Source organism: Psychrosphaera sp. (assembly GCF_982872775.1).
On sequence record NZ_CEYNSH010000079.1, the window covers coordinates 1 to 4,759 of the forward strand.

The following is a 4,759-nucleotide window of genomic DNA, read 5'->3' on the forward strand; positions in this document are numbered from 1 at the left end:
GTTTCACACTTTGGACAAACACAAGGTGTCGTGGTGAAGTCTTTGGTAATGCGTTCTTTGAAACATTTGACCAACGCGCCTTTACCGCCTTTTTTGTATTTGAATAGTGGTTGCTGACACTGTTTACAAAAAATATCGATGGACTTAGTTGGTGCTTTCGAGCGAGGTTTGGCCACGTTTTTCCTTTGGTTTTTTAACAAAAATTTACTGCCTAAATAGGCGTGGTAAACTATCAGAGTTTATTAATATTCATCAATCCAGCTGCGTTAGAACGAGTATACTCGGTAGAGATATCGAAAACTACGGCCTAAAAATAGCACGGCCAATAAAACTAAATAGCCAGAGACAGCCAAAAGTTTAACATGAAAAAATCTGACAAAAAGCTCGACAATCAACTGCGTCAATCATTAACTCAGCTTTGTGAAGCACACTTAAAAACCATTGATGGGTTTGAATGGCTAACTCATCAAGCTAACTTTTCTCGATTTCCTGATAGCTTGAAGGTCGTGTGCGTGTTTAGCGACAACCAAGCGCTAGAACAAGCCAAACAAAAAGGCGAGCTGGAGTTTGTTGCAAAACAACTTAATGCCACACTTCAAAAACAAAACATCAATCTAAAAAACATCAACACACATTTGGTCTTTGATACCGAAGAAGATTGTGAACTGCAGAATAAAGGTAACTGGGCCAAGCGTTTGACCCAGTATTAATCCTTCGATTCTGGAGCTAACCTCAAATAATTAGAGTTGCTTCAAACTTTTTGAGACAAGGTGGCTCAGTTCTTTATCTTTGTATTCTGGCTGTTGCAATGTGGCTTGCAATTCAACTAACAGTGGTTTGGCTTTGTTGTCTTCTTTATTAAGAACATAGAGTTGTGACAAGCGATACTGGCCCCAGGTTTTACTTGGCAGTTCGTTTTCAAGCTCTTGTTGTAGGTACTGATTCATCGCAACAATGCCCTCATCGATATGCGCCTCTGAAAATACCGCGTTACGGCCCAGTTGATACATCGCACTTTGGACTGCTTTGCGCTCATCTTGCTGCAGCGTATCTATAGCACTTGCTCTAAGAGTGGGTTTTACCGCTTGTTTAAAAGCACGAAACGCCGCTTCGTATTCACCCAAACCTTGATAATAAAAACCCAATGCAAATTGCGCTTGAGCAGAATGGCTGAATTCTTTTTCGAGCTTGCTAGCAAGAGCAGCCAGTTGCTCATCCTCACCTTCGTTTTGGGCAATATTAAACAAGTTTAATGTGCCATGAAGGGGCGAGATTTGTTGTAGTTTTTGGGCCGTATTAATTGCCTTTTTTGTTGAACCTCCGGCAATCGCAGGCGCATTGAGGTAAAAGCCAATTAACCCTTCGTAGCCCTTAACGTATTTGGGATCTACTTCAATTGAAGCGATAAACCCATTTTTAGAAATTTGTGCGTATTTTCCGGCGGTAAAAATTGAGGCTTGTTGGGCAAGGTAACCATTCACCATTGCATAGGTGTAATGCACCTCTGGGTTGGTTCCGTGCGTGTCGAGTAGTGTTTTCAAAATCTCGTTAGCCTGTTCTAAACGGTTATTGTTCATCAAGGCTTTTGCTTGAGTAAGTTGTTCGAGCTCGCGAGGTTGTTTTGCGCCCGATGCGGCGACAGACTCTGTTTCTACTTCAGAATCGATATTGTAGCGTTGTTTCTCTTCAGCCGTCATTGTTGTTGACAGCACCTCGGCCGCAGCAAACACAGGACTACTAAACAAAACCGCGAACAGCAAAACCAAAATAATAGTGAATGTGGTGACAATAACCTTAATCCAATTAAACATAGTGGTGTTTCCTTATTCTTTTTTATTAATGTTAGTTAGGCGACGCGGTACTGTTTGCGATATTTGACAGCAAAGGCTCTCGAAATCGTTGCGCCAATGACACCTGGCATAATCCAAAACAGAATTTGATAATCGCCTGGTACTAAGTTGTTTAAAAATGATTGGCCACCAAACACAAAGAATGCGGTATATGCTGCGATACCTGAGGCCATAATATTGGTCAAATGCTCAATGATCCACTCGGACTTCTTAAGATCTTTTTTGTAGATATAACGGAGCATACTGATTGAAGAAAAAATCGATAAAGCGGCAAAGATTTCATATAAAGGACTGGTGCGTTGTAAGCCCAACATGCCAACGTAAATAGCCGACAAGAGCAGTAGGACGATACAAATTAGGTGACTCGGGGCTTTCATGACAGTGCGGTCGGCCTTTGCTTCCAGAGCTAATACCGACTGACGAGTGGCGCACAACACCAAAAATGACAGCATAAATAAAAAAGCGGATGAAGAGCGGCCAATCTCTGCGATGCGGTTTGCTTCAGTTAAACTCAATAAACGTTCTGGGTCGCGAACGGCTAAAGGGTCGATAAAGACCAAAGACGACATCAGAATTCCGCTCAACGCGACAGCCGTCATACCCCAAACAAACCAGTTTCCGGCGCGACGATGAAAAGGGCTGCCCTTTTTCTCAATGATAGGTAACCAAAATATGATTAGTGCAATACTGCCAATCGTGATGTGTATGGCTAATACAAAAGTATGAATCGTTTCAAACATGGTGTCATCCTCAGTTGTCTTGACTGTGTCTAATTTAGATTGCCATCGACAACGAAAACAGTGCCCAAAGTCACGATTTAAAAATATGACTTTTGGCCTATTTTTATCTAACTAATTGTTTGTCATACTGCTTTTTAACAATAAGGAAAAGAGCACACGACATGCAAGCAGTGATCAACAAATATCAAATCAAATTACATGAGAGTGTCGGTGTGGTGACCTGGGCGGTGGTTTTTGCCATAGCGATGAAAATGATGGAAAACGCCGCACCGTCAATTAAAGATGATCAAGTCTGGATTGTTGCTTGTTTTATTGGTTATTTGGTGTCTTTTCTGGGCGCGACTCGAGACTTTGATGGGCGTTTAAGTCGACCTGTTCAAGCCTCTTTTTTTGCTGCTCAGTTAGGGTTTGCTTTTGCCATATTGTTGATGTTGCCGCTTGATTTTCTACCGATACTTACCATTATTTGGGCCGCGGTTTCTTTATCCTTTTTTAATGCCAAACAAGCAATTGCGATTACGACCTTAGTCGTCATAGTGTGGTTTAGTATTTACGGCATTGTCTGGGAGCAACGTAGCGCTTTTTATAGCGCATTCTTATATTACTCTTTTCACATTTTTGCGCTTATGATGAGTTTGCAAACCAAACGCGCAGAGCAAGCAACTGAAGCTGCAACCGCATTAAACACAGAGCTTCAAGCCACTCGTGAGTTATTAGCACAATCAAGTAAAGTCCAAGAAAGAACTCGAATTGCACGAGAGTTACACGACTTATTGGGTCACCACCTGACCGCGCTCAATATTAACTTACAGGTAGCGAGTCATTTAGTCGCGGCTGACAAACCCGCAGAAGAACTCAAACAGCCCATCGAACAAAGTTATTTACTCGCCAAACTATTACTCAGTGACGTAAGAGAGGCCGTTTCTACCATTCGAGAAAACCAGTCTATCGACCTCACCAATGCCATTGAGTTAATCGAGTCTTCATTTCCAGACTTACAAATCGAAGTCCGAGGACAAGCGCTACCGCAAAGCAATATAGAACTTTTGCATGATTTATTAAGGTGCATTCAAGAATGTGTGACTAACGCGGTCAAACACGGCAAAGCCAAACATGTCCGCATAGAGTGCGAGTATATCTGCGACTCAAGTATGTCGGATGTGAAAACTCACTTTAAATTAGTTATTACCGACGATGGTGAGTTACCAAAAACACACGGCAGCAAAAATAAGCAACAGTCGGTTAAGTTAGGCAATGGTTTAACAGGCATGAAAGAGCGACTCGCTCGATATGGTGGACATGTAACCGCTGAGATTATTGACGGCCAGTTTAAAGTCGAAATGACGTCTCCACTAGAAGATTCTTTACCAAGGGACAAAACATCGCAAGGAGCGCCAGAGAATGATTAATGTGTTGTTAGTGGATGATCAAATGCTGGTTAGAGAAGGCATTAAGAGTTTATTAAAGCTCTCTGACAGCCATAACGTCAAAATAAACGTTGTGGCCGAAGCAAGCGATGGCAGTCAAGTACTCGACCTTTTAAATGAGCATGACATCGACTTAATTCTTCTCGATTTATCCATGCCCAATGTGGATGGTATCGCGACACTCAAACTACTACAGCAAGAGGTAGATTCGCCTCCTGTGATCATCTTAACCACTTTTGACGATCATCAATTAGTATTAGAAGGACTTGCCGCTGGTGCCAAAGGCTACTTATTAAAAGATGTGTCTCTGGCCACGCTATGCGAATCAATTGAATCGGTTAAAAGCGGCGCGACGTTAATTCAACCTGCCATCACTGAGCGCTTGGTTGCTGGTGTTAAATCACAAAGCCCGACGTTTAGTTATGAAGCAACCAACGCAGGTCAGTCTGATTTATCCAAAAAAGAACTCGAAGTCTTACGCTTAATGGCGTGCGGTTATTCCAATAAAGAAATCTCAGGCGCCTTGTTTAAATCCGAAGGCACCATCAAAAACCACGTGTCTAACATTCTGACCAAGCTTGGTGTCCGTGATAGAACGCGAGCTGTGTTGAGTGCAATAGAGCAGGGGATATTGAAGTAGGGTTTTTGTTTATACGCAATTATAAATTCTCAAAATTGTTAGAGTAGCTAGCTACTTACTTTATATGCAGGCACGATACTATGATCCAGTCATAGGTCGTTT

The 4,759-nt window shown here is 42.1% G+C and carries 5 protein-coding genes; 3 read left to right on the forward strand and 2 right to left on the reverse strand.

Going from position 1 to position 4,759, the window contains the following annotated elements:
- Positions 1–362 precede the first annotated feature (362 nt).
- Entirely contained in the window at positions 363–710 is a 348-nt protein-coding gene (locus AC4E96_RS13830) for a Fis family transcriptional regulator (protein WP_490256241.1), read from the forward strand.
- 30 nt (positions 711–740) lie between these two features.
- Here AC4E96_RS13830 and AC4E96_RS13835 read toward each other — a convergent pair whose 3' ends face one another.
- Both AC4E96_RS13835 and AC4E96_RS13840 read right to left on the reverse strand, forming a co-directional pair.
- The gene (locus tag AC4E96_RS13835; RefSeq protein ID WP_490256242.1) at positions 741–1,811 is read right to left on the reverse strand and encodes a hypothetical protein; all 1,071 of its coding nucleotides are present in this window, start codon (positions 1,809–1,811) and stop codon (positions 741–743) included.
- Positions 1,812–1,846: 35 nt separating this feature from the next.
- Positions 1,847–2,590 (reverse strand): hypothetical protein, encoded by a 744-nt coding sequence (locus AC4E96_RS13840; RefSeq protein WP_490256243.1) that lies wholly within the window; start codon positions 2,588–2,590, stop codon positions 1,847–1,849.
- Positions 2,591–2,751: 161 nt separating this feature from the next.
- Here AC4E96_RS13840 and AC4E96_RS13845 point away from each other — a divergent pair, with 161 nt between their 5' ends.
- Complete coding sequence (locus tag AC4E96_RS13845) at positions 2,752–3,999, forward strand: sensor histidine kinase (protein ID WP_490256244.1); 1,248 nt, start codon at positions 2,752–2,754, stop codon at positions 3,997–3,999.
- Positions 3,992–4,657 carry a response regulator gene (locus AC4E96_RS13850; protein ID WP_490256245.1) on the forward strand — a complete coding sequence of 222 codons (666 nt, stop codon included), beginning with the start codon at positions 3,992–3,994 and terminating at the stop codon, positions 4,655–4,657. The genes AC4E96_RS13845 and AC4E96_RS13850 overlap by 8 nt, the downstream gene beginning before the upstream one ends.
- Positions 4,658–4,759 lie beyond the last annotated feature (102 nt).